Source organism: Paenibacillus sp. CFBP13512 (assembly GCF_005233705.1).
Taxonomy (GTDB): domain Bacteria; phylum Bacillota; class Bacilli; order Paenibacillales; family Paenibacillaceae; genus Saccharibacillus; species Saccharibacillus nuruki.
This window is the reverse complement of the sequence record NZ_QGAD01000029.1, coordinates 1-23,282: the sequence shown is the minus strand read 5'-3', so window position 1 is coordinate 23,282 and position 23,282 is coordinate 1. Positions and strand designations below refer to the sequence as shown.

Below are 23,282 nucleotides of genomic sequence, written 5' to 3'. Positions count from 1 at the left end.
TTTTATAATCGTGAATGGTTAACCTGAGTTTGTATAAGAATGTTTCCATTCACTGATCCATCTTCTTGGATTTCATAACCTAACGTAATTTCGCCATAATCTATCGGATCAATATTAGTAAGAGTATTTTCAATCAAAATCAGATATGTTTTTAATTTTTTACGATCTAATCCTACTAATTGAGTATTGCTATCTGAATTCTCTTTTTCAACAGCTACGCTTGTCGTAATGCCTAAAGGTATTGAGATCTGATTGTAAGAAATATGAAGTTGATTATTTCGTACAAAGAATTTTCTTTCATGTTTCGCTAAAGTAGCCATCATTTTTGTAGACTCAAAAGCAAGTAGTTCTGCTTTGATTTGCTGAAAAAGTTTTGTATTATTGCTTCCAGCATTTAAGGCTGGAGTTATCATTTGTGCATCCGAACGATTAGGGGTATTTGTAACATCTAAAGTACTCATATTAACATCTCTCCATTAATTTTATAGTTCTTTCTACATGCGCCTAATATAACAAAATATTGAAGCCAAATAAATAGAAAATGCTCGAAATGTCCGATTTCCTGTCTGAAATAGGCGTTTTTTGAATAAAATAATGATTCTTAGGTCTGGTTTCCTAAAATCTTATTCCACAATTTTAGGTTTTGAAACATGATATTTATTTACCAATGGTTAAAATCATTTAATTCTTTCTAAAGCTTTAATTCCCTTGTTCTGTATCATCTAATGAATAATGATTAGGGATTTTATGCATATCTATAAACACTAGAAATTCCCATTTTAAAATTTGCCAACCTTGAGCTACCAGTTTTAAAAAGACTTTTTGACGAGATATGCCTGCTTTGAATTGCATAGTTACGAAATAAACGAGTTCTTCAAGTTCTTCTTGTTTAAGATCATGGAACGCTTTAGGTGGATGTTGTTTAATTAATAATTTCCTTTCTTTTCTCACCTCACTGTCTGATGCTACTACTAAATCATTGACAAGTACTTCGTATTTTTTATCAATACCGTGGATCAGATTTACTTCTGCCATTTTACGTAAGTGGAATTTTACCGTGCCGTAGGCAATACCCGTTTTTTGTTCGATTGTTTTAATCGTTCTTGTATCATCTTTAATGGCATTTAAAATTATCAGTTCAATTTTTTTGATTAACACTACCACTCACTCCCATATGAAAATAAAAAAGAGCTAATTGGAAAATTCCAATTAGCTCTTTTAAGCATACAGGAAGCACCTCATCATAGATGATTAGAGGTGCTTCCTCTGTTGTTTATTCATTTAAGTTTATTATGAATAAATACGTTAAATATGTCAATGTAATTTCTGGAAACTAAATCATCATATGCGTTCATAATGAATCTCTTACCATTGGCACATACAAAATAGGTAATTTATACTTTTGCTTTACTTATCAAATCTGTTATACTGAATTATAATATAATACCAACCGTGGAAGCACCACTCTAGCTATGTTTACGTAGCAGTGTGGTGCTTTTTTTGTATACAAATAATTAAATAATACATCCATAATAAAATAATATGACCATAAAGGGAGTTAATATGTCCAATATTAGTAGTTCAGAAACCATTGATTCGTTAGCGAAAGCTTTATTTGCCAGAGATCCATATACGGCGTTGCATTGCCGTAACGTTCAAAACTATGCTCGTAAAGTAGCGCTTAAACTAAAACTGTCTGCTCCTGAAATTCAAAACATTGAAATTGGAGCATTATTGCACGATATCGGGAAGATCGGAACCCCTGAAAATATTCTATTAAAACCAGGTAAATTATCTGATGAAGAATTTCAATCTATTATGATGCATCCCACTCAAGGCTACGATATTATTTCAGGTATTCATGAATTATGTATTCGTGGAATTGATAAAAGCATTTTACACCATCATGAGCGTTTTGATGGTACAGGTTACCCTTCTCGATTGAAAGGAGAGGATATCCCTCTAGCAGCTCGTATTATCTCTGTATGTGATGCCTTTGATGCTATGACTACATCTAGGAGTTATAGTCCTGCTTTATCTCCTGAAAAAGCCCTAGACCAACTACGTTCAAACGCTGGCACACAATTTGATGTAATGGTAGTTAATGCTTTTATTGATTGCTATCAAAATCGTACTATTGAAATAGATCCAGTGATGTTGAAAAAAATAAGTATGACTTCATAATAACAGGGTACATTTAACCAAGACAACGCAAACAAAAAGCCTGATCTACTTGAAACATAAGTACATCAAGCTTTTTGTTTGCGTTGTTTAATGCTTATTCATATGTGAATTTGTTGAATTTATTGTTCCTCTTCTTCATCAGAATAACATTCTTCCCACCAAGCTGAAATAGCATTACATATTGGACAAGAAAACACAATCCAACGATCATTGTTTTGCCATTTATAGATATGAGTTTTTGAACAACTTGTACAAGTTAGAGGACCCCGAGTAGTTGCTCCATGCTTCTCGTTTATTTCTCCACCAATATGATAGACATCGTAAGTACGTCCTGAGTGTTGATCTGTATATTCTTCTACATGTAAGTCAACGTTTGGCTTTTGATCCGACATACGTTTCACCTCCATCATAAAATTCCCAGTTGTCATTGCTGTATGAAAAACCTCGACCACTCGGAATGCTATTACCATGTCGGTCGTTCCCCATTGGCTCTAATCGTCTAGCCCCAAAATCAACAAACTTAGAAGCTCCCTGTGGCCATATCGCATGAACTTCATGTATACTGCCTGTATCCTTAGCGAGTATTAGGTCGCCTAGCTTAACTTTCCTCTCCATACGTTTGTCCCTCCTACAATTATAAGATGCTATATTCATCTGTTCTGGAAGATTTGGAAAAAGCATTATCTGCTGTTCAACATCCGAAAATCTAAACTTAATCTCTCTTGGCATCTGTATTACTCCCTTCTCGGTAGGCTGTGATTTCATCAGATACGTATTGCATGTAATCTGTCCATTCGTGATATTCGAGTGCTGTTTCGATTTTTTCGAGTAAATTGATTAGCTTATTGCACTCCTGCTCTACTAAAATTAGTTTTGCTTGTGATTCGTTCCGTTCATTCATTTCTTCACGCATACGGTCTTTAAATACCTCTTTCATATCACTATCATCAGATGTCCATTTAAGCATTTGTTTTTCTTGCTCCTGGTACATATTTTGATAGCGGTCTGCCCGTATACGTTGAGCTTCTAAATCCTGCTCTGCTGCTTCTGCACGCCTTAAAGCATTTGTCATACCAAGAAATTGTTTGGATGATTCAGAAGCTAACTGATCGGCTCTAGCTTTCATTCTTTCTGCTTCTTTGATCCAGTAAGGTAACACTTCGTCATAGATGAATCCTCCATTAAGCTTGCATTTGTTTAAATCTTCCTCCGCAATACGTTTTTGTTGTGTCATACCTCTGTATCTCCTTCCTGTGCTGGCAAGTTGATAACTGCATAATGAGTGATATGATCTGCACTGAATTGACAGTTATCATATCGCAACCACAGATATTCTTCGTCAAAAGCATCAAAACCCATTTGACCAAAATCAGTATCGATACCATCTGTAATTAAATACTTAATATCTAAAGGTGGAGGATTTTGTGGATTATAAGCTATCCAAGGGATCTGCTCTGGCATACAAGTTGCTTCTTTTTCAGCTGTAGGAGAATGGAGTGCTGATTCTATAGACTGAATCCCACGTTGGGCTGCTTTAGACGCGTTAATTCCATCAAATTGTACATAAATATGATCAAAGCATCTGCGCACGTCTTCAAGTTCTTTCCGCAGACGTTGATTCTCTGTACGAAGTAAATTTTCTGGAACTACTATTGAGACATCTTCTACGGCAGATAATCCTTTTAAATACATTGAAATATTAAAATATACATTACCTTTTACTTTTAAAATCAATTCGTTGTCATCAGAAATTCTAACCATTTTGTACATACTGATCTTATTACCTTTACGATGTTCTTCGCTTGCCTCTTTCCAATGAACAATAAGTTCTTGACCTTTTGCTAAACTATGAAATTGTTCTTGAGTATCTAACCTTTTTAAGGCAATCATATCTAATTCTCCTTTATAGTATTACTTTGCTTTTGTTCTAAGCCTTTTAGCCCGCTCATAAAGCCTAGTTGTGGTATCCTTCTTACAAATTCATAGAGCAAATTGGTTTTTTACAATTAAGACAATAGGCTTTTTTACCGTGGTTAAAGTTCAATAGTTCATACATATCACCATTGTCTGCTTCTGATCCATCAAAGTTAAATCTATACTGCATACGACCTTTGACATAATCTTTCCTAAAATATCCTTCATCACTTTTACAATGTGGGCATTCTGTAAATGATTCTATGTCCATTTATGCATTATCCTTTCTAGTTGAATTTTCTAAATCTTTCCTGTACTTTTAGCCCATTTTGCAAATCTTTCAGTGAAAATACCCGTTGTGTTTCTGCCATTATTACTGAGGTAATAGACAAATATTCCATCAAATCTCGTTACTTCACGGCTACGTTTAGAACCATTGTTAAACCAACGTTCACCTTGAACTAAATGTTGTATTAAATCAATTGATGTCACTAGTCCTCTTCTCCTTTCTAGGTCGACCAATTAATCTATCGTTATGCCAACATCAGGATACAATTCATTAACTTCGGTAATATAATCTTTAAATTTTGTAAGATCTTTATCAAATTCACCTTGATTTTTAGCCATATTGAAATTTACTTTTGTACCTTTTGTGCTTGGTTTTAGCCATTTCACAGGTAACATCCTATCACCAAGCAATTTACTCCAAGCAAATGCTTTGATAACCATATATTCTTTCTCAGTAAGTTTATTTGTCATGGTTGGAAAAACTCTTTGGCCACCCACTACATGCATTATGGGTTTATTATCTTCTACTTTTTTCATTTGATTATCTTCCTCTCTTAGAGTGTCTATTTAAAAAGTAACATGAATCAGTTTTCTCAAAGCTTCTTCGGCATCGATCAGAATAGATTCATCCTTTTTATAGTTATCCATCTTTTTTCGATCATCAGTTCTATAGCTTTCTAAGCTAAGAAGCAATCGTTTATTTCGTTGAGATTTTGACTTTTTAAAAACTTTTATCCCAGTGAGCTTGCAGGTGACTGTATTCATATTCACCATTACGCCAAACTTGAATACTTTTAATTCAGTTGATCCATCTTCATGTATTGTTTCTCTTTCGATATCAATCATAGAGTTACTCTCCCTCTCTTTTCTGACTGAGCTGTATTAAAATTTAGATTCTTCAATGTAGTTTTTTTAGAGTTTATAACAAGTTAATTTGCGTATGCCTTAACGATTCTTAACTTTTAATGACTTTAGAACGAAGCTTATACTTTCAAAATGAGAATGACATTTCACTTCGTATTACTATTTGTTTGTCCAATTTTTTCAATAAGTTTAGCAATAATAGTACCAGTGCGAGTAATCTCAGTATCTTTTGAACATAAATGACGTTTATTCATGATTCCTAACTGTCCGCGCGAGATAAGAATCAAATTATTGGGATCAAGATTCAACTTATTTTGGTCGCTAAAAAGCACCACTGATCCGGGAGGAATCGATTGTTTATTATGCTCCTCCCAAATAATCAAGTGTTTTGCACGCCATTTATTAGGATCAGCAATTTTGATATCAATATAACCATAGCCATTAATACGCTCTGATCCGACTGGCATATAATTGTGAGGTAATCTTCCTTTTTTGAATTGAGTAGCCTTCCCTCCAAAATGAATACCTTTTTTCCCTTTGTTATTAGGGATATGTCCTTGCTGAAATTGGGATTGAACCCCACTTTTTAATCGATTATTTTTGATGAATGCTCGGATTTGATTACAACTTAAATCAGTACCAAATACTCGATTAAATTTCTCTGTTAAATCGGCTACCAGACGACCTTTAATATTTTTAGTGATGAATTTTTTTTGTTGGTCTGTATAATGATGTTTCACATTATCCCTCCAGCATTTTTGGTAAATTCAAATCAGCATTCATACGGTTATCGACTAACTTACGTGCCTCCAGAACTAAAGCAGCATTTGCTACAATCTGCGTAGCTATTTTAGTAACAGCTTTTGATCTATCAATTTCTTCAATTAACTTTTCACCTTTTAATTCTTCATCACTTAAGCGTTCCAACTGAGCAAATAAATGCATATTAAGATCACCAAGGGTATTTTTCATGTTTGACCTCCACATTAATATATATAAAAGATTAAAATACAGTTTACAGATATTCCGGATAAATTTTAGAAAACTAAGAATCCATTATCTGCCCACCCGATCGTCCGGGCTTACCTGATAAAAAGGTACTTCCATCAAACCATTCTGCTGTTGTGAAATTCCAAGCAATAGCACTAATATCGATTCCACTAGACGTTATATGGATAGGATCATCGGAACCTGTAATCTGCCGGAGAATCTTTAAATTTGCTTCCGTGTTTTGAACGAGTACATAGATTAAACCCTCATGATTAGCACAGGCATCTTGAACAGGAATAGAGTTTAATAATTCTAGATTTTTTTGCGTTCTCATAGCGCTCTCCTTATAGAGTTAGATAGCAAATCAAACGATAGAGCGAGCGAATTTTCGTTTAGCTGTAAATAGACAAACATTAGAACGCTTTAAAGTTAAATCATGTGTTGCCTGCTTAGAGGCAAATACATGTAAACGGCGATTAATCACATTACTGTAAAAGCAAGAAGCTACTTTTGCTCGATTTCGTAAAGGGATATTAGAAGTTAATGCAGCTCTACACATCAAATACAATTCAGCTAAAATAATATCGCCTTCAGCTTCAGTCATGGAATGCCAATTCACTTGCTCCTGTTCTAGCCCGCATTCTTTCAGAAGCTGCTTGATAACTGCATGGTCGGTAATCATTGAATTCACTCCTTTTATTGGTATTAGTGTCATAACATTATTATTCAATACCAATAAAAAGAGCGCAAAATTTTAGAGGGGTCATTTTATTCACGATATCGATCACACAGATACGTTACGATGTTTTCGATTTCTTGATCAGAGACATAGGCTGAAACGGCACGAATTTTTGGACCACTTTTTGGTGCATAAAACATATCTCCAGATCCTAATAGTTCTTCTGCTCCACCTTCACCCAAAATCACTCTAGAGTCATGGATGCTGGCTACAGAGAATGCAATACGAACGGGTAGGTTGGCTTTGATAATTGGTGAAACCACCTCTTTAGAAGGACGCTGAGTGGCTATAATCAAATGGATACCAGCAGCTCGTGCCATACTTGCTAAAGAAGCAATACTTGATTCCACTTTAGATGCTGAGTTTTCCATTAGATCTCGTAATTCGTCTATAAACACCACAATATACGGCATAGCAGGAAGACTTGGATTGATGAGTCTTTTCTCATTGTAGCTATCTATATTTTTGACTTTAGCTTGATCTAAAAGCTTATAGCGCATATTCATTTCATTCACTAATTTGTCTAAGGCATCTATGCCCTCTTTGGCATCTTTAATGATCGGTCGGTACAAATGAGGAAGATTGGCATACTGACTAAACTCGACTTGTTTAGGATCAATAAAGATAATTTTTAGTTCAGAAGGCGAACACCGAGCAAGTAAACTAATAACAATAGTATTGAGACCTACCGATTTACCTGAGTCGGTTGCTCCAGCTACAAGTAAATGAGGCATCTTAGCAATATTTCCATAAATCACATTTCCCATTTGATCCATACCGATAGGAATAAATAGTTTCAAAAGAGATGTTAAAAATTCTTTCGTATTCAAAAGTGTATTCAAACTCACTACATATGGATTAGGGTTAGGAATTTCAATACCTACATATCTCTCTCCTGGTATAGGTGTATACACCGTAATTTGTTTTGCCTGAAGCGCTAACTGAAAATTATCTTTGTAACGTCTGAAAGAAGAGATATTCAGCCCTTCATCCGGTTCGATTTCGTAGCGAATCACTTTGGGGCCAAAAACGGCTCTAACCACTTTACAGCCAAGTTTTAAATTCAAAGATTCTTTTTCAATCATATTGATGATGTCACGTTGATCGCTAGTGAGTATATTTTTGTGTTTCGATTCTTCGAGTAAATTCAAAGGAAACAACGCCTCAAGTTTAGGAGGACTTTGAAAAGATAATTTCCCTGAATCATTAAAAGTTAAAAAAGCATTGAATGTACCAGCAGGAGTATTTAAAAATCCTTCGATTAACTTTGATTTTCCTTTTACTAATAAATCAGTAATCGTTTCTGCTTCGATTACAACACCTTTAATTTTCTTACTGATCCGGAAATCGCATAGATTGTCCTCTAGCTGGATACAACCAAAAAAATTACCACGATCAACTACAGGATGACCACACTTTTTACAAGCTCCTAAGCTTTCTGCTGTCCCTGTAGTACTTATGCTTCTTACTCTAGGGGTTGTCGCTACAGGTGAAGCGACGTTAGCAGATATCGCTTTAGGAGTATTTACTTGAATGGCTACAGGAACTGTCTTCTGAATTTGCTTTTCTGGACTAGCGTTAGTCTGAGAATTAGGTATACTAGGCTTCACCTCTTCAGATTTGGTAGTTTTAGCTGAAGACGTTGGTTTGGATACAGAAGACTGCGATTTTGGAACCTTAACGGGTTGATTTGTAGTAGACTGCTTTTTATCAATAACTTGCAACTCTGATGGCTCCAATTGCCCGATCCGCTGAGTCGCATCGTATACTAGTTTTTGAGTTAATTCTTTCGCTCTATCAATAAAGCTGGTATACGTATATTTGCCTTCTCCAATGCCAGACAGATATTCTTCCCACTTAGCTGTTGTTTCAGCAGATGTTAACGGAGAAGCATGACCGATCGCTTTAATTAAAGTTAGTGCCTTCGGTGTAGGATAAACTAGATTTTTTTTAACGATAATGTATTCCTGATTGGTTAATCTTTGGATAATAGATGCACGCGTAGCTTCTGTACCTAACCCGTTATTTTTTTTCATCACTTTTTTTAGGTTTTTATCAGTAATTGTATTCCCTGCATTTTTCATCAACGGTATCAAATCACCTTGGGTGTATCGTTTAGGAGGAGATGTCCAACATTCTTTTGCTTCTGTACACGAAGCCGATCCTTGTTCTCCTATAACTACATTCGGTAATACTGTATCTTGGTTATCCTGGTCAACGCTCTGAATTACTTTTTTCCATCCAGGCTTAAGTATAATTTTCCCTCTAGTCATAAAAGAAAACTCAACATTATCTTGCTTAATATAAGTAAGAATTGATGTGTGCTGTACTTTTTGATCATCGTAATGTGCAGCGATTAAAGATTTTACAACTAGATCATAAATTAAGCCCTCTTCTTTTGAGAGCTTATTTAAATCAGGTACTAAGGTGGTTGGGATAATAGCATAGTGTTCCCCGATTTTGCTAGAATCTACATAACGTTTATTCGTCAAAATGCTATCTACTGGTAGTGGGAAAAAGGATTGATAAGGTAACAATTTACTCAATTGATCCAGAATTAATGGAAACTGTTCAGCTTCAGACGGATTCACATATTTTGAGTCCGATCGTGGATAACTTTGATAGCCTGCATCATATAATTTTTGGCAAGCACTAGTGACTTCAGCAGGGCTAAGTTGATATAGCACATTAGCTTTTTTTTGAAGTGTGGAAAGGTCATACAATTGCGGAGCAGGCACACTCTTATCTTCTACAACCATATCCTTAATAACAGCAGGCTTATTTAAACACCACGTAGCAAGTGCTTCTGCTTTGTTTTTTTCTAAAATTCGATCCGTTTCACCAGCAAACCACTTACCTCTATACTCTTTACCATTCATATTAAAATCGGCATATAAATCCCAGTAAGGTGTTGAAACAAATTGATCGATAGCTTGTTCTCGTTCAACAATCAATGACAACAAGGGAGTCTGTACGCGACCGGTAGAAAAATTAAATTTCTGGCTCTTATCTATTTGAGATTTTTGAAGAAGAAGTGTATATGCTCTAGAAGTATTCATTCCGATTAGCCAATCTGCACAAGCCCGTGCAAAAGCTTCATGGTACAGACTTTTTTTAGCTTCGCCTGCTAACAAATTGCTAAAAGCTTTGACGACAGCATCGGATGTTAAGGAAGATGTCCATAACCGTTTAGTAGGCTTTTTAGAGCCACTTAATAAATAAATATAAGTAAAGATAGCCTCTCCTTCACGACCAGGGTCACAGGCGTTAATAACCTCTGTAAATGAAGGGTTTTTCAAAAGTTTTTGTAGATTTTTGAAGGCAGCCGCTTTCTCTTTTGTAGGCTTTAGTTTAAAAGATTCAGGTAACATAGGTAATGTTTCTAAGTTCCATGACTTCCAATTCTCATAGTAGTCCTCTGGATCTTGTAAGCTGACTAAGTGACCAGATGCCCATGCAAAATAGGCTCCCTTGGGAAAATGGTCATTTGGCAATACCTCGATATACCCCGTACCTTGAGTTTTCTGGCGAAAAGGAGAAGCTAATCGAACCGCTTGATCCTTTTTCTCAGCAATAATTAATTTCATCTCGACCTCTCCTATGCTAAAAGCAAAAAAAGCACACTTCCTCTAATAGATTAGAGAAAGCGTGCTTCGCTTTGATTAAATTCAATTACATATAATTATACTATTTTTATAAGTTTAAGCAATCTGTCAGTTGTTATAAATCTCAATATTAGGTATATATATCTTCTGATGTTTATTGATTTTTAGGTGAAAGTAATATTGGATTTTCATGACGACCACCGTATTTACGAGGTTGTGCAAAAAGTTGTTTGAAAAAAGAGATATTCATACTTATTAGTTGATATTCCTGTTGTCTTTGTTTTTCATTTTCTTCATTGTGTTTCATGAGTATTCCTCCAATTTATATTTTATCACTTTTACAAGCAGGCGTTTAATCATATAACATACCAAAATAATCACAAGAAATGTGGAGAAAGTAGCTATAAGCCACATAGTCATCTGTTCCGATGTTGAATGAGACATATGATCCAGAAAAATAGGAAAGAGAAGAAGTATAGGAACAAGGGTGAAGGTTTTGAAAGGATAACGAAATGGAACTCCAGTCGATAATCTCATATAAAGAAGAAATGTATATGTTGCGTTAAATAAATGAAATAGTATTAAAAGCAGACTTATAGTAAAGGATTCTTTTTCAATATATGAATAGTAGGCTACAAAAGAGAAAGAAAAAATCATACAAACCAATAAATAGAAGCGTAAATAAGTTCTAATAAACGAATATAAACATAATAACTTTTCTAAATTCATAGGGACTCCTCAAAATAGAGATTTGCGTTCTTATTCTATCAGCAAGATCACAAAACTTTTGCAGTGTATTGATCAATTGTTGTAAAGCTATCTTTACCTAATAAGCAATTTGATTAGGGCTTATACTTAAACTGTACTAATACTCTAGTCTGATTTTATTTCCTTCGACATGACCTTCATATTCGGTTGCAGCAAGAAAATTGATAACGATAGAAAATATCTCTTGAGAACTGTGTTTTCTTTTTATCGAAAACTGCACAAGTTTATCGGCAATTTTTTCAATCGTAGGGATCGCATCAGCACCATGTACAAGTAAACTAGGGTTGGCATACTTTTTAAATTGAGTTGGTAAAAAAGAAGGATTCGCTTCAACCAAACACATTAAGATATCATGAACATAATGATCAGAATGATTTCTTAAGTAATAAAACAGATTCGGTTTTACAATATATAACTTTCGAATCCATTGTTTAAGTTCGGGAACATTGAAAATTTTTAAATTCACATCTTCGTAGCCTTCAAAAATAATAATCAATGTGGTAACTGTATTTTTTTTCTTCTTTTCTAAAGAATGAATCTTTTTAAGATAAGATTCAATATGCCCTCGTTGCACATCTTGGTGAGAAACTTTAATGATTGTTGCTTTATGAAGATCATCCTGTTGAGCTTCAGACAATTTGAAATCCATATTATATTTTTTGAATAAAGACAGAGTAAAGTTTAATGCTTTCATTTGGATCACCTTTCACTTAGGGCTTGGAAATAATAAGATCAAGTAAGTAGCATATCGTATAATCTCTATTAAGTAATGGAGACTTTGTTGAGCTTCGTAATTGATCGCTAATGTACCTGTCTCCGTAATATGATATAAGTAGGCAGATCTACGATGGTTCGTCCACTCTCCAGCAATAAAATGCTTGTCTTCTTCCATCATTCGTGTGATTTCATAAATGTACTTGTCTCCAGGTTGCCAGAGATGACGTTGACCGATTAAGTCCCACAATTGTTTACCGGTTAGATGGGAGTTAGAAGATTCGCTTAGCATCGATAATATTAAATACATAGTTAAATGTCTTACATTGACCAACCGATTAAAAATCTTCTTTTCGCTGGGAGTAAGCATCACCGGTGCAGATGGCGTACCTCCACTAATTAAATCATAAAAATGTTGAGCAACTGATTTGATATTAACAATAGACTGTAAAAAGAGGATACGGAAATTCTCTACTTTTTGATGACCTGAAGATGTAATGCGATAGTATTTTTTTGTACCTTGCGTTTCAATAATTTCGATCCAGCCGAAATTTGCCATTTCATCGACTACAGCATACAAATAAGATTGCGCTTTACCACGATTAATATATTGAAGTTCATTTTTAATAGATTGATATATTGCATTTGGAAAATTAGAAGCTACAGCTAATTCTCGAAATACTAACAAATACATAATATTACGTTCACTCAGACCCATTCGTTCCTGTAACGGAACTATATTGTTGGTAGGCATAATACTCTCCTTTAACGTGCAGATTGACTTAGCTTATAACATTCTTGCTGTAAGCTACGCATTTCACGTTTATGCTTCAAGTTTATCATATGGAAAATTACGATATAAATAAAGCAAATCAAGTAAATAGAGTATTCTACAAGATTAGAGTCATTATACAAAGGTACAATTAAGAGCAATGAAGCAACTAGCGCATAGAGAGCACCCACAACTGCTGTTTTCATGAACGTTTGTCGATCTACTTCTTTATCAAAATCTCTTGTTTCTATAATATCTAAAATAAAATTAGCTTTATGTTTGTACAAAAAAGAAGAAACAATGACCTGAAATAAAAGGAAATTACCGAGTACTGATCCGATCTGCGCGAAAAATCCACCAATCCCTTTATTGAATAGCCAGAACAAGCTAATAATCAATGCTGATTTAACCAAGAAAAGACCTACAAACATAAGTTTTTTACTAGATTCAACCCATTGTTTATTCATCATGCGTTAGGTCTGCTACTAGAGCAGAGGTCTCAGAATAAAGATCAATTTTGTACCCAGTTAGTCTTGCAGCAAGCCTAACGTTTTGTCCTTTAATACCAATCGCTAATGTTAACTGGTTTTCATGAACAATCACTCTAGCATTTTCTTCATCTAAGACATCGACTCTGATGACTTGAGCAGGATTTAACGCAGATTGGATATACTGTTCTGGTTCCTCAAACCATTCAATAATATCGAGTTTTTCAGATCCAAGATGACTGATAACTTCTCGAATTAAGGCTCCTTTTGAATCTTTATCGCCCACACAAGCCTCGATTACACGACCGATAAAATCAGGATGAGATGTAGTTACAGCCACTTTAGATCGATATCCAGCTTCACGCGCAATCGATTGAATCTGAATCGCTCCATTTGCAATTCCAGGAATATGGAGTTCTAATATTTTCTTTAAATATCCAGGGTGATTACGAGAAAGAAGAATGTTGCCTTTCTTGGAATGATTCTCAAAACCTACCATGTAAGCAACTACTTCTTGATTCAGAGAAAATTGGTCTGATCGCATAGTTTCGTTTTTAGGAAGAATCGCTTCAGTAGTATCTAATTGAACATAGTAGTTAAATGGGTCTTGGCCAATAATAGTGCCTTTCATAAGAGAGTCATCTTTATCTACATACAGGGATTGTAGATTGTTATTTTGAGCTGCTTTGATTTGTTCTGTTATTACTTGTTTAGCCACGTTGATAGCCATTCTTCCAAAATTAGCAGGTTCTATTTCTACTTCAATGTAGTCATCTAATTCGCAAATAGGATTAATCGAACGAGCTTCATCAATAGTAATTTCTAAACGCTCATCTAAGATTTCATCCACAACTAGTTTTTTGAGAACTATTCGTATAGTTCCAGTAACAGAGTCGATAACGATCTCTACATTCGCATCCGTATTATATTTTTTCTTGTAACTAGCTAGTAATGCTTTTTCAATCGCTTTTATTAAATGTAGTTTTGAAATATTATGCTCCTGCTCTAGTGTAGACAGTGCATTTATAAAAGTCGGGTTCATTATGGGTCTCCTCATAGTCGGAATAATAGTTAATCGTTGTTAGCAACATGCGAAATGATCATTGGAAATTGATCTGTCAAATGAATAACATAAGTTATGGAATTGCTTAATGTTCCGATATTATCTTTTTTTCTTTCAATGTAAGATACTTTATCAGCATCATAAATAACTTCTTCTGGATATATTTCGTACCAATCTAATACTTTTTTCTTGGTTAATCCAATTAAATAATAATCTCTATATCCATATTGATAGTGAATATATTGAATCTGTTTGATTTCGACTTTATCGCCTACATCCATAAATGAATCAATAACTTCTTCGGTATCTGAAGGAATAACCGGTGAAGGATCAACCGGTTCTTTTATCGCAGTTGCTTCTATTTTAGAAGATAGCAGGGTAGTTGCTGTGGAAAACATAGCAACACCAGCCCAAATAATGCCTAAAATAGCTCCTATAAGGACTACACCAAATAGGGTCGAATAAATCCTATACTTTATATCTTCATTTATCGAACCGTTTCTTTCATGAGAAGTTTTTCTACTTTCTTCTGTTAAAAGAGACGACTTTGAAACACGAGCAGGCTTATTTAAGTTAATTTTCATAATATCCTTTCTTTGCAGACACTCCGTTAATAGGAAATACACTTAAATATTGAAAAAGGGAACTTTACATCTTCTTTGCTACGATAACAAGCGCTAAATTTAGAATTAGCATGTATGCTGCAAGCCAATGTTTTTTAATTCCTATGAACGGGTTGTATGTTGTTTTTAGAGTGGCTATTTCGATGGTCGACCAGATAAAAATACTAATACCAACCTCTATTTACTTTGTGTATCATTTGAGTGTAGTTGGCTTTTATGTTTTCTTTTTCAGTAGCTAATTCTTTCAAAATATATTTAGATTGTAGCTTTCCGTTTAAAAATGAATTCCACATTTCGGCATGTTTGAGATCAAGACGATCAATGTAATTGTAATGGTCGTCGTGAACCATATTTAAAATAACTTCAAATGAAGAATTATTTTTGATAAACAAATGCAAATTGGCTTCGAACCAAGTATACGTTGCTAATTTTTCTTCTGTTTTTAATAAGTTTTGATGAAGTTCCTCCCTTTTTTGATCTCTATAATACTTATATAAAAAGAAACATAAATAGCCTAAACCAACTACACCTGAAGTTATCAATAAAAAGAACACGATAAGTTTCAACAGCAATATTCTTCACCACCTTTTTTGTTTAAAAACAAAAAAAGCACGCAACTAACCTGATGGTTAGATGCGTGCTTCGCATAATTTGTTATTGGATTACCTTAATAGTAGCATGATTCTAATATCGCTACAACAGAAATTTTAATACTGTTTGTAAATTTCGTTATCCTGCAAAAATCCATTTTTCGCATAAAATGCTCGTACATCTTCTATATCTACATTATCCGTTTGTCCCACTCTGCCTACAATTCGTTTTTTGAATTTATAAGCATCAAACGTTTTGAGAAAGTGATCAAAATCAATACGTCGGTCATTAGGATCTGGATAATATTCATAGTAGAGAGCTTTATTTTGTGCATGAATACTTTCCTCAAATAAATGAAGCAAATTCTCTAGGGATTCCAAAAGAATAGAACCATGCCCTATCCTACGCTTAACCGAATGCAGAACACCCAAATTTAATATGCCACTTCGACTATAACTTAGCGTTAATCGTGAAGGCACTTTTTCTTCTGCTGTTCCATAATGCAGATATACTCCCTCATAACGTGGATAGTAAAATAAATTAGCCTTATTGCAAGTAACCAATACTAAATAATCAAGACGATCCATTGCAGGATACATATATATACTATCGTTGCAATCATCTTCATATCTGGATACTACCGACTCTATTACACCATTTATTTTATACACTTTTAATAAAGAATGAATACATTGTCCGTATAATGTGCTCGGATGTACAATCTTCCATTGCCTACGATAAAACTCCGAATAAAACTCATAAGCATTTAATCCAACCTGTGGATCTAGCTTCCTCAAGTTCATGATTTTATCCAATTCCATACTTTCTAGAATGCTGTAATAATGTTTAATCATAGTAGCCATTCTAAAACGATGTTCATTGATATCTTTTGAGCTTACAGAATCATATTCTTGATGAATATTTCGCCATTTTTTGAATAGTTTTATCAATTCAAACACATCCTATATCGGGGTTGAAAGGACACTACTTTAAATCTAAAGATATCTGTTCAATTTTTTGATCACTGTGATGAGCTAATTTAGTGGATTTTAATAACAATGATGAAGGATTGATAATTAGAGTTACATTTTGAGCTTCATCCTGATGTAGTTTATAACTGTTCAGGAGCGTTAGCTCCACCATGTTATCGCAAGCAGCCTTCACTATTTCTATTTTTTTGGCAGGTCGATTTGCTTTGATTCCCATCAATTCGCATATTTCATCAATACGCCAGCTTGTAATACCCTGTTCTACTTGAGATGGAAAAAATAAATATAAATTTTGCGCTGTATTTGTGTTCAAGTCTTCCAGTATAGCTAAACTTAAGTAAGCGATAGCTCCTGATTTAAGCGATTTATAAACAGCATCCGAGAATGTTACTTTAAATGAGGAATTAGGATCACTCTTACCGATCGCTTGCAGAATAGTGATACGATCAATAGTTTCTAAGATTCCTTTTTCATGAGCATAAATGAACTCAAATTTACTATCTTGCAAAGCTTCTAAAGAAGACCAAATTTCTTTATATGTTTTTCCGCTCGTGTCTCGATTAATAGCTTTTGCTAAAGAATAAATTGTAAATTCAAATGATTTTTGCTTATCATGCTGTTCCCATAACTTATGGATTCCAATGAGCACTTTCGCATCTTGAAGCGTGAGCTCCTTTTGAGAAGGATGATAGATACGCGTTCTTCGATTATCCCTCACTAAATTATCTTCACTTACAACGACATTCTTTGCCATTTTAGTAGAAACTGAGCTAATTCCACTATCTGAGAAGACATGTCCATACGGAAATGATGGATGCGAATAATAAGTTTTGATACGCATCTGCTGGGCTTCCTCATAGATCAAGTTAGTGATCTTCAATTTCTGAATTTGTTTATTAATTTCCATTTTTTCATCTTCAGTTATACTAGGTTCTAGAAGTTTCATATTTAGAGCAACTTCTTTTTTTGAGTTTTCAAATATATATTTGGCTGTCTCACTTTTTGTTTTAGTTTTAAATTCGTCAGCTGCTTCAGCAATCAATTTCTGGACTGCTAAATCTCCAATCGATAGATTCAGAGACATGATCTTACTTAAATGCTGATCGATGCTTTGTTTCTTAGAGGCCATCTTTAACACTCCTTTATCAGGTACAACTATCTTCTAAATTAATTCTATAGTAGTTTACCTATTATGCAAATAAATCAGTACAAGATTATGTGAGTTTACGGATTATAATGTTCTTTAACTAACTCAAAAAGAGCCCTTCTATTTGGTTAAGAAGGACTCTTTTTTATTATTTCACTTCATATTTTTTAAGTATATTTTCAAAACCGCTATAAAAGACATTATTATTACCGCTATAATAGTCTTCTTCAGGCTCTACAGAAAACTCATACTTGGCTTTTAAATTATTGTCATTCAAACTTGTAATCTTCGTACTATCGTGAATCAAAATGCTTTCTTTATTAGGCGAAATACTTATAGGAGTAAACCGTTTTGTATTCGATAATTTATGATTCTTTCTATTCCCTTGTTTATCATAGAAAGAAATGTAATTCCCCATGTCTAGAATTAATTTAGATTTTGAATGAGTTAACTGCTTTAACTGTCTGTACGTTAAGCTTTTCTTCCATAGTGTTTTTCCTGCATCATTTAAGGCGTAGATCAACTCTATTTTTTTCTTGCTGTTTGTACTATAGATATAAATAGTGCCATCATCTGTAACTTCAGGAGAAATCGTAAAATTCAGTCCAGGAGTAAACCGATAAAGTAAATCTAATGACTCGCTATACACTCTTACTGGTACAGAATAGTCTTTATTGTTTGTTGAATAGCCATCGACTGTAATGATCTTTCCCCCTTCAGCCGTCTCCAAAAACCCATTTAAGATTTTAGATTTTATTAATTTTCCTTGTTGGTCATAAATATAGGCTTTTGTTAAATGTTTCCCTGGATTACCTCCCAGATCGATAATCACCATAAGACTACTATTTTTCAATTCATAGATTCTTGCATTTTTTGAAGATTCTATAAATGAATGTGCCCATAGCTGTTTACCTGAAGGGTCAATAGCCACAATCGATCTTTTCCAAGTCCCCTTGCTAACGTGTGAGGGTTTTAACCAAAATGTATTTCCGTTCGTAGTCGTCAGAAAGGAATAAGATGAGCCAAAAAGATCCATGGTAGTAGCTTTAAATGAATAGATAGATGATCCATTAGAACTTTTCAACGAATTCCACGGTCTGTCATCTCCATTATCTGTTTGAACAAATGTAGATTTATTTGCTTCAAATACAGTTGCTACATAATCACCTACAGGAAATGTTTTTTCCCAAGTTGATGCAGGTAATTCTTTAGAGGTACTCGCTTCAATTTGTTTTGAATACATAAATAATGTTAAACAACATAACAAAACCAGACTGTGAATCCATAAGATTTTTTTTACCGCGATGACTACATTAATTTCTTTCTTTACCATGCCATACTCCCCTTTATTCATATACAGATCAAAATAGTCGAACCTTTTTAATGTAAACCAAATTATTCAATTAATCTATCCATAAATAAAATTATAAATTTCGCAAACAAGCAGACTCAAAATAAATTTTAATAATGTGTTGTATTTTCAGACTCTAATTTTCCTTTATTAATGAACACCTTTTTCAATTCATTATAAGGAGGTTAGAAACGAACTACTGTTAATAGGTACATTCTTCATTTAAAAATGAACAGATGGATTGTCTTTTTTGAATTTGTCGGCTACCGATCAAGCGAACTAACTAAAATTAAAAAGCGAGGTTATAATCATGGATGAAATGGTATTAAAAGTACAACAATGGGCAAACAAAACGTATACAGGAAGAAATGGTTATATAAAAATTAACGAAGACGGTCAAACAGGGTGGGGAACGATTCGTGCGTTGATTCGAGGATTACAACTTGAAATCGGTATTCCTGATCCTACCGGTTCTTTTGGGCCTGCTACCACTGATGCATGCCCTACTCTTTCAAGTAATTCCGATTACACGAATGGATCAATTTCCAATCAAATTCGTATCCTTCAAGGGGCGATGTATTGCAAAGGATACAATCCTACCGGTTTTACCGGAATTTATGGGGATGGTACAAAAGCAGCTATCGCACGTTTCCAAAAAGATGCAGGTTTAAGAAATGTAGATGGGGTTGCATCTCCTATGATTATCAAAGCACTTTTAAATATGGATGCTTTTATCAATGTTGGTGACGATAAAATTCGAACCATCCAGCAAAACCTTAATCGGGACTATTACCAACTTTTATTTAAACCGCTAGGATTGATCCCATGTGACGGTCGCTATGCACGTTCAACTAATAAAGCATTAATTTACGCTTTACAATCAGAACAAGGCTCAGGATCTCCAGATGGATCTTTTGGTTCAACGACCAAGTCACTATGCCCTACTCTTAATGTAGGTAGCACAAAAACGAAGTTCGTAGCTATTATTCAATATGCTCTTTATTTAAACAATTACGATCCTGGTCGCTTTGATGGTATCTATGATGAAGGCGTTAAAAGTGCTGTACGAAATTTTCAAAGCTTCACTAAATTAACCGCAGATGGAGTTGCAGGTAAACAAACTTGGGCTTCTTTATTGGTTAGTACCGGAGATAACACACGTAAAGGGACAGCTTGTGATTGTATTACAACAATTACACCCGCGCGAGCTCAAACATTAAAACAAAATGGATATACAGCAGTTGGTCGCTACTTGACTGAAGTGAAAATCCCTAAAAAAATTAAACCCGGTGAACTAGATACGATCTTTGCAGCGGGCTTGCGTGTTTTCCCTATCTGTCAGTCAGCGGGTAATAGTTTAAGCTACTTCACTCCAGAACAAGGAAGTAACGATGCTCGTACAGGGCTTGTTGCAGCTAATGGCTTTGGCTTCGAGAAAGGAACCGTCATTTATTTCGCTGTCGATTATGATGCTGTCGATGAAGAAGTTACAAGTCATATTCTACCCTACTTTCAAGCACTATCTAATAAGATGGAAGCATTAGGTAGTATGTACAGGATTGGAGTTTACGGCCCTCGCAATATTTGTAGCCGTGTTTCTCAAGCTGGATATGCGGTAAACAGTTTTGTTAGTGATATGTCTACCGGTTTTAGTGGGAATCTGGGTTACAATCTTCCTATCAATTGGGCTTTTGATCAGATCTCAACTATTTTCATTGGTAGTGGTGAAGGCGCTATAGAAATAGATAATAATATTATGTCGGGTAGAGATTTAGGTGTAAGTAAAGTATCTACTCCTATAGAGCTTGCATTAGATGATGTAGAACTTCCAACTGAATACAAGGATTTAGTTATGAAAGAAGCTAGTGACAAAGTGGACGAACTTCTTACTACTCTTCAACGTGCAAAAAGTGTTCGTACGCCACAAGAAGCTGCACAAATTGTAATTAGCTTAGATGAATATATTACTGAACAAAGTCGCCGCTTTAGTATTCGTAAAGCTCTTATTCAATCTGTACTGCTTCGAGAACTTAGCACTGAAGGACAAGATGATACCGTTTCTGATGCTCTTGTGATATCGTATTATGCATACAAAAATTCGTTTGAGTTTTGGGATAATCTACCACCAATTACAAAAGCATTTACCCCTGCTCCAACTCTTCCAGCCTTTGCACGACCTGATGCAAGTACTGGTATTGGTCAAATTTTTGCAAGTACTGCAATCGATTCCATTAACTATGCTATATCCGAGGGCTTAATTACAGGTAATCCTTATGATTATGAGAAATGGAAAGAAGTCGAATACATTTGGAATAAGTTACACAATGATAAACAATTTAGTATTGAGACGTGTGCATTAGTTCTTATTCGAGCAGCTAATTTAATCGGTTTACCTTCAAAGCATTATGGTTATAGTGGTACTGAAATCAAGGATATTATTACACGCTACAACGGTAAGGGAGAGGAAGCTTTAGCTTATAGTGATGTAGTGTATCAGTTCTACCCTATTCTAGAAAAATACAATAAGTTAGCAAGAGAAAAAAATTAATTATTTACAAATGAGGTTATGTCATTGAACATGAATCGTACCCTTTTTAAAAGTCTTCTTTTTACATCGTGTATATTAATTCAAATTATTCTAAGTTTCCTTTGGCATTATGTAGTAAGTTTTACAGCTGTGACCGTGTACTATATTGGCTATTTTCTTGGCAACTATTATGCCCCCGATATTCGCGGTGATGAAAATTTGTTTGTACTTTTTCTTTTTATCAACTTATTCTTTATCGTTTTGTTTCTTGGGTTCATTTTTCTCAGTTATTGGTTTTTACCTAAACGTTCTCAAATGCCTATTATTTTATTTTGGATAGTCAATTTAATTACTGTATTAATCTCGTATGTTTTATTTTTAAGATAGATCTTAGTAGAAATATAATACCAGCAATAATTAAAGAACTCTGCACAAAAAAGGAACAATTGACTTTAATCAATTGTTCCTTTTTTTGAAATTTAAATTACTTTAATTGAACTATCAACACCACTACTTAATTATTTTCAAGATGTTGATTAAAGACCATAAACAATTTATCAACGTCATGTTCAATCTGAAAGTCCTTAAAGAAGTAGGTAATTTCGAATAATTTATAAGAATAGAAATTTAATATTTCTACTGAAGTTTTTAAAAGTTTTGGTAAATCTCCAACAAGCATTGGAGCATGTTCTGCTAAATTAATACGATTTTTATCCAAAAAATATTTCTTGTCCGGATGAGCAAAGTGTTTATCTCTCCAAATTAATAAGTTATTTATGAGCACTTCTTGATTTTGATAGTATATTTTGTGTGAAGCTAACTTATCTTTCACTTCATCTTTCACTATACCAAACTGATCTAAATGAGCCTCCATAAGATTTAATAATTTATAAAGTGTACCGTAGCTTTTATGCCCTTTATCAAACAATTTTGCTGTTCTAATAATAGCGTCATTTTGTAACGAGTCCATAGATATGGCAAAAAACGAACTTGAAATTTCTTGTGTTTGAGGAAAATCTACAAAACGGTTATAGAGATATGTATAAACAAAAAATTTATCATGTGCATACCTAATTTCTGAGAATAATTGATCCATGAATTCTTCTATTTCTTCTTTGTTAAATAGTTGCCATTACGATTCCACCTATCATGTTTTATGATATAAGCCTCACCTATATTATCATGAAGAAATTAAAAACCATTTAAATAATTCACACTATAATATCTAATTTTACTAATTAACAATAATCGCTATTTTGATTTTCAGCAATCATGTATATAAACTAAAATCTAAAAGGAGTTCTACAAATATGAAATTAAAACTTGAACTAAGTCATGCCGACGATAAAATTGATTTTTTTAATAAGAACCTTAACATCATAGGATTTACTGATTATACTCCAATGATTTGGGAAGAACTCTCTAAAGTTAATTGGTACATTGATGAAAAAAAATACTTAAATAATGAAAAATCATATATTTATACTGGAGCAAGTAAGTTTAAAACCTTAAAGATGCTCCATCAAGTAGTTATGATGTTATGGTATGGAGAAGAAGAGGTTTTAAGTGCTTATAGCAAAAAATTTATTATAGAACATCATAATAATAATGAATTTAATTGTTGCATAAGTAATTTATCTTTTGCTAGTAATGATATTAATTTAG

Annotated in this window: 29 protein-coding genes; 3 read left to right on the top strand and 26 right to left on the bottom strand. The window is 34.0% G+C overall.

Annotated elements, in window-relative coordinates:
* Positions 1–2: 2 nt before the first annotated feature.
* Positions 3–461 carry a hypothetical protein gene (locus PaeCFBP13512_RS22345; protein ID WP_137226121.1) on the bottom strand — a complete coding sequence of 153 codons (459 nt, stop codon included), beginning with the start codon at positions 459–461 and terminating at the stop codon, positions 3–5.
* Between the two features lie 238 nt (positions 462–699).
* A complete protein-coding gene (locus tag PaeCFBP13512_RS22340; protein ID WP_137226119.1) occupies positions 700–1,158 on the bottom strand; it encodes a hypothetical protein in 459 nt (152 codons plus the stop codon).
* Between the two features lie 405 nt (positions 1,159–1,563).
* On the opposite strand from PaeCFBP13512_RS22340, the gene PaeCFBP13512_RS22335 reads away from it, so the two are divergent.
* Entirely contained in the window at positions 1,564–2,184 is a 621-nt protein-coding gene (locus PaeCFBP13512_RS22335; RefSeq protein ID WP_161594344.1) for an HD-GYP domain-containing protein, read from the top strand.
* A 119-nt stretch (positions 2,185–2,303) separates the two neighbouring features.
* On the opposite strand, the gene PaeCFBP13512_RS22330 is transcribed toward PaeCFBP13512_RS22335, so the two are convergent.
* From PaeCFBP13512_RS22330 to PaeCFBP13512_RS22225, 23 genes are all read right to left on the bottom strand, one after another.
* On the bottom strand, positions 2,304–2,576 hold the full coding sequence (locus tag PaeCFBP13512_RS22330; RefSeq protein ID WP_137226115.1) for a hypothetical protein: 273 nt from the start codon (positions 2,574–2,576) through the stop codon (positions 2,304–2,306).
* Complete coding sequence (locus PaeCFBP13512_RS22325; RefSeq protein ID WP_137226113.1) at positions 2,551–2,799, bottom strand: hypothetical protein; 249 nt, start codon at positions 2,797–2,799, stop codon at positions 2,551–2,553. The genes PaeCFBP13512_RS22330 and PaeCFBP13512_RS22325 overlap by 26 nt, the downstream gene beginning before the upstream one ends.
* Positions 2,800–2,896: 97 nt before the next feature.
* The gene (locus tag PaeCFBP13512_RS22320) at positions 2,897–3,418 is read right to left on the bottom strand and encodes a hypothetical protein (RefSeq protein WP_137226111.1); all 522 of its coding nucleotides are present in this window, start codon (positions 3,416–3,418) and stop codon (positions 2,897–2,899) included.
* The gene (locus PaeCFBP13512_RS22315) at positions 3,415–4,074 is read right to left on the bottom strand and encodes a hypothetical protein (RefSeq protein WP_137226109.1); all 660 of its coding nucleotides are present in this window, start codon (positions 4,072–4,074) and stop codon (positions 3,415–3,417) included. The genes PaeCFBP13512_RS22320 and PaeCFBP13512_RS22315 overlap by 4 nt, the downstream gene beginning before the upstream one ends.
* Positions 4,075–4,156: 82 nt before the next feature.
* On the bottom strand, positions 4,157–4,369 hold the full coding sequence (locus tag PaeCFBP13512_RS22310; RefSeq protein ID WP_137226107.1) for a hypothetical protein: 213 nt from the start codon (positions 4,367–4,369) through the stop codon (positions 4,157–4,159).
* A 29-nt stretch (positions 4,370–4,398) separates the two neighbouring features.
* On the bottom strand, positions 4,399–4,590 hold the full coding sequence (locus tag PaeCFBP13512_RS22305; protein WP_137226105.1) for a hypothetical protein: 192 nt from the start codon (positions 4,588–4,590) through the stop codon (positions 4,399–4,401).
* 30 nt (positions 4,591–4,620) lie between these two features.
* On the bottom strand, positions 4,621–4,923 hold the full coding sequence (locus PaeCFBP13512_RS22300; RefSeq protein WP_137226103.1) for a hypothetical protein: 303 nt from the start codon (positions 4,921–4,923) through the stop codon (positions 4,621–4,623).
* Between the two features lie 30 nt (positions 4,924–4,953).
* A complete protein-coding gene (locus PaeCFBP13512_RS22295; RefSeq protein WP_137226101.1) occupies positions 4,954–5,232 on the bottom strand; it encodes a hypothetical protein in 279 nt (92 codons plus the stop codon).
* 164 nt (positions 5,233–5,396) lie between these two features.
* Positions 5,397–5,990, bottom strand: coding sequence for an HNH endonuclease (locus PaeCFBP13512_RS22290; protein WP_137226099.1), 594 nt, complete (start codon positions 5,988–5,990; stop codon positions 5,397–5,399).
* Position 5,991: 1 nt separating this feature from the next.
* Complete coding sequence (locus PaeCFBP13512_RS22285) at positions 5,992–6,222, bottom strand: hypothetical protein (RefSeq protein WP_137226097.1); 231 nt, start codon at positions 6,220–6,222, stop codon at positions 5,992–5,994.
* 73 nt (positions 6,223–6,295) lie between these two features.
* Positions 6,296–6,574: a hypothetical protein gene (locus tag PaeCFBP13512_RS22280; RefSeq protein ID WP_137226095.1), complete on the bottom strand. Its 279-nt coding sequence runs from the start codon at positions 6,572–6,574 to the stop codon at positions 6,296–6,298.
* Positions 6,575–6,604: 30 nt separating this feature from the next.
* Positions 6,605–6,922 carry a hypothetical protein gene (locus PaeCFBP13512_RS22275; RefSeq protein WP_137226093.1) on the bottom strand — a complete coding sequence of 106 codons (318 nt, stop codon included), beginning with the start codon at positions 6,920–6,922 and terminating at the stop codon, positions 6,605–6,607.
* A gap of 86 nt (positions 6,923–7,008) precedes the next feature.
* Complete coding sequence (locus tag PaeCFBP13512_RS22270) at positions 7,009–10,566, bottom strand: DNA topoisomerase 3 (RefSeq protein WP_137226083.1); 3,558 nt, start codon at positions 10,564–10,566, stop codon at positions 7,009–7,011.
* Positions 10,567–10,738: 172 nt separating this feature from the next.
* Entirely contained in the window at positions 10,739–10,891 is a 153-nt protein-coding gene (locus tag PaeCFBP13512_RS23300) for a hypothetical protein (RefSeq protein WP_161594343.1), read from the bottom strand.
* A 558-nt stretch (positions 10,892–11,449) separates the two neighbouring features.
* Positions 11,450–12,046, bottom strand: a complete 597-nt coding sequence (locus tag PaeCFBP13512_RS22265; protein WP_137226081.1) for a hypothetical protein — start codon at positions 12,044–12,046, stop codon at positions 11,450–11,452.
* 12 nt (positions 12,047–12,058) lie between these two features.
* On the bottom strand, positions 12,059–12,820 hold the full coding sequence (locus PaeCFBP13512_RS22260) for a hypothetical protein (RefSeq protein WP_137226079.1): 762 nt from the start codon (positions 12,818–12,820) through the stop codon (positions 12,059–12,061).
* Between the two features lie 11 nt (positions 12,821–12,831).
* Positions 12,832–13,308, bottom strand: coding sequence for a hypothetical protein (locus tag PaeCFBP13512_RS22255; protein ID WP_069329319.1), 477 nt, complete (start codon positions 13,306–13,308; stop codon positions 12,832–12,834).
* Positions 13,298–14,368 (bottom strand): transcription termination factor NusA, encoded by a 1,071-nt coding sequence (gene nusA, locus PaeCFBP13512_RS22250; RefSeq protein ID WP_069329318.1) that lies wholly within the window; start codon positions 14,366–14,368, stop codon positions 13,298–13,300. The genes PaeCFBP13512_RS22255 and nusA overlap by 11 nt, the downstream gene beginning before the upstream one ends.
* 29 nt (positions 14,369–14,397) lie before the next feature.
* Entirely contained in the window at positions 14,398–14,973 is a 576-nt protein-coding gene (locus PaeCFBP13512_RS22245) for a hypothetical protein (RefSeq protein ID WP_069329317.1), read from the bottom strand.
* A 203-nt stretch (positions 14,974–15,176) separates the two neighbouring features.
* Positions 15,177–15,566: a hypothetical protein gene (locus PaeCFBP13512_RS22240; RefSeq protein WP_137226076.1), complete on the bottom strand. Its 390-nt coding sequence runs from the start codon at positions 15,564–15,566 to the stop codon at positions 15,177–15,179.
* 153 nt (positions 15,567–15,719) lie between these two features.
* A complete protein-coding gene (locus PaeCFBP13512_RS22235; RefSeq protein WP_161594342.1) occupies positions 15,720–16,562 on the bottom strand; it encodes a hypothetical protein in 843 nt (280 codons plus the stop codon).
* A 25-nt stretch (positions 16,563–16,587) separates the two neighbouring features.
* Positions 16,588–17,721, bottom strand: coding sequence for a replication initiator protein A (locus PaeCFBP13512_RS22230; RefSeq protein WP_137226072.1), 1,134 nt, complete (start codon positions 17,719–17,721; stop codon positions 16,588–16,590).
* Positions 17,722–17,887: 166 nt separating this feature from the next.
* A complete protein-coding gene (locus tag PaeCFBP13512_RS22225; RefSeq protein ID WP_137226070.1) occupies positions 17,888–19,072 on the bottom strand; it encodes a hypothetical protein in 1,185 nt (394 codons plus the stop codon).
* A gap of 328 nt (positions 19,073–19,400) precedes the next feature.
* On the opposite strand from PaeCFBP13512_RS22225, the gene PaeCFBP13512_RS22220 reads away from it, so the two are divergent.
* Positions 19,401–21,638 (top strand): glycoside hydrolase domain-containing protein, encoded by a 2,238-nt coding sequence (locus tag PaeCFBP13512_RS22220; protein ID WP_137226069.1) that lies wholly within the window; start codon positions 19,401–19,403, stop codon positions 21,636–21,638.
* A gap of 493 nt (positions 21,639–22,131) precedes the next feature.
* On the opposite strand, the gene PaeCFBP13512_RS22215 is transcribed toward PaeCFBP13512_RS22220, so the two are convergent.
* The gene (locus tag PaeCFBP13512_RS22215) at positions 22,132–22,725 is read right to left on the bottom strand and encodes an AbiU2 domain-containing protein (RefSeq protein ID WP_275094500.1); all 594 of its coding nucleotides are present in this window, start codon (positions 22,723–22,725) and stop codon (positions 22,132–22,134) included.
* A 202-nt stretch (positions 22,726–22,927) separates the two neighbouring features.
* Between PaeCFBP13512_RS22215 and PaeCFBP13512_RS22210 the strand changes: the two genes are divergently transcribed.
* On the top strand, positions 22,928–23,282 hold a 355-nt coding region (locus PaeCFBP13512_RS22210), incomplete at its 3' end, for a hypothetical protein (RefSeq protein ID WP_137226065.1).